At 52.7% G+C, this 1,143-nt stretch carries 1 protein-coding gene and 1 tRNA gene; both read right to left on the reverse strand.

The window, feature by feature from the left end:
• Positions 1–66: 66 nt before the first annotated feature.
• Positions 67–142, reverse strand: a tRNA-Val gene (locus tag B3P58_RS19835).
• A gap of 149 nt (positions 143–291) precedes the next feature.
• On the reverse strand, positions 292–1,143 hold an 852-nt coding region (locus tag B3P58_RS19840; RefSeq protein WP_286720025.1), incomplete at its 5' end, for an efflux RND transporter permease subunit.

Consider the following 1,143-nt stretch of genomic DNA (forward strand, 5'->3'; position numbering starts at 1 on the left):
CTAACCAACTGAACTACCAGTCCATATTTTCATACGACCCTTACGGATCATTCACTTGTGCAGCTTTGGTGGGTGATGACGGGATCGAACCGCCGACCCTCTGCTTGTAAGGCAGATGCTCTCCCAGCTGAGCTAATCACCCCCTGCAAAGTGAGTGGGCATTCTACTCACGCGGATCTTTATGTCAACGCTATTTCTGAGATTTTTTTGATTTTTTTCAGTAACTTGCGGAAATTCTTCAAAAAATCGGCCGGTGTCCGGAAAGACACCAGCCGATTGTATAATGCCTGATCAGGCTGAGGGTTGAGTACTGCTTTCACTGACGACAGGCATTTGCCGTGCCTGCAGATGACGTTTTTCCCCCAGAACCAGTAAACAGGGCGTCAGAATCAGCGTCAGTACCGTGGCAAAGGTCAGGCCACCGGCAATGGCCGTCGACAGCTGCGTCCACCACTGTGACGACGGCGCGCCTACCGTAAAGTGCTGGTTGAGCAGGTCGATATTCCACTGCATCACCATCGGCAGCAGACCAATAACGGTGGTAACCGCCGTCAGTAATACCGGACGCAGGCGCTGGGCACCGGTACGCAGAGCGGCATCAACCGGGTCGAGTCCCTGACGTATAAGCACGTTGTAGGTGTCGATCAGAACGATATTGTTGTTCACCACAATACCGGCCAGGGCAATTACACCGACGCCGCTCATCACAATGCCAAATGGCTCACCGCGGATCATCAGACCAATCAGTACACCAACAATGGACAGAATGATGGCACTCATAATCAGACCGGCCTGATAGAAGCTGTTGAACTGAGTCACCAGAATGGTAGCCATCAGGAACAGGGCAATTCCGAAGGCCTTGCCGAGGAAGGCACCGGTTTCGCCCATTTGCTCAAAGTCGCCACGGAAGCGGGGCTCGACACCGGCACCACGCCAGTCGAGGTCTTTGATTTTTTCACTGAGCTGCTGGATCTTTTCCGTTGCGTTCACGCCTTCGGTGACGTTGGCGGTTAAGCGATAGCGGCGCTTACCATCAATACGCACAATATCGCCCGATTTCGGCACGGCGTTACGCTGCATAAAGTTGCTGACCGGCACCACGACATAAGGCGTGATAATATTAAAGGCTTCAAACTGATCAAT

The sequence above is a fragment of the Thalassolituus sp. UBA2009 genome (assembly GCF_002335285.1).
Lineage (GTDB): Bacteria > Pseudomonadota > Gammaproteobacteria > Pseudomonadales > Oceanobacteraceae > Venatoribacter > Venatoribacter alkanivorans.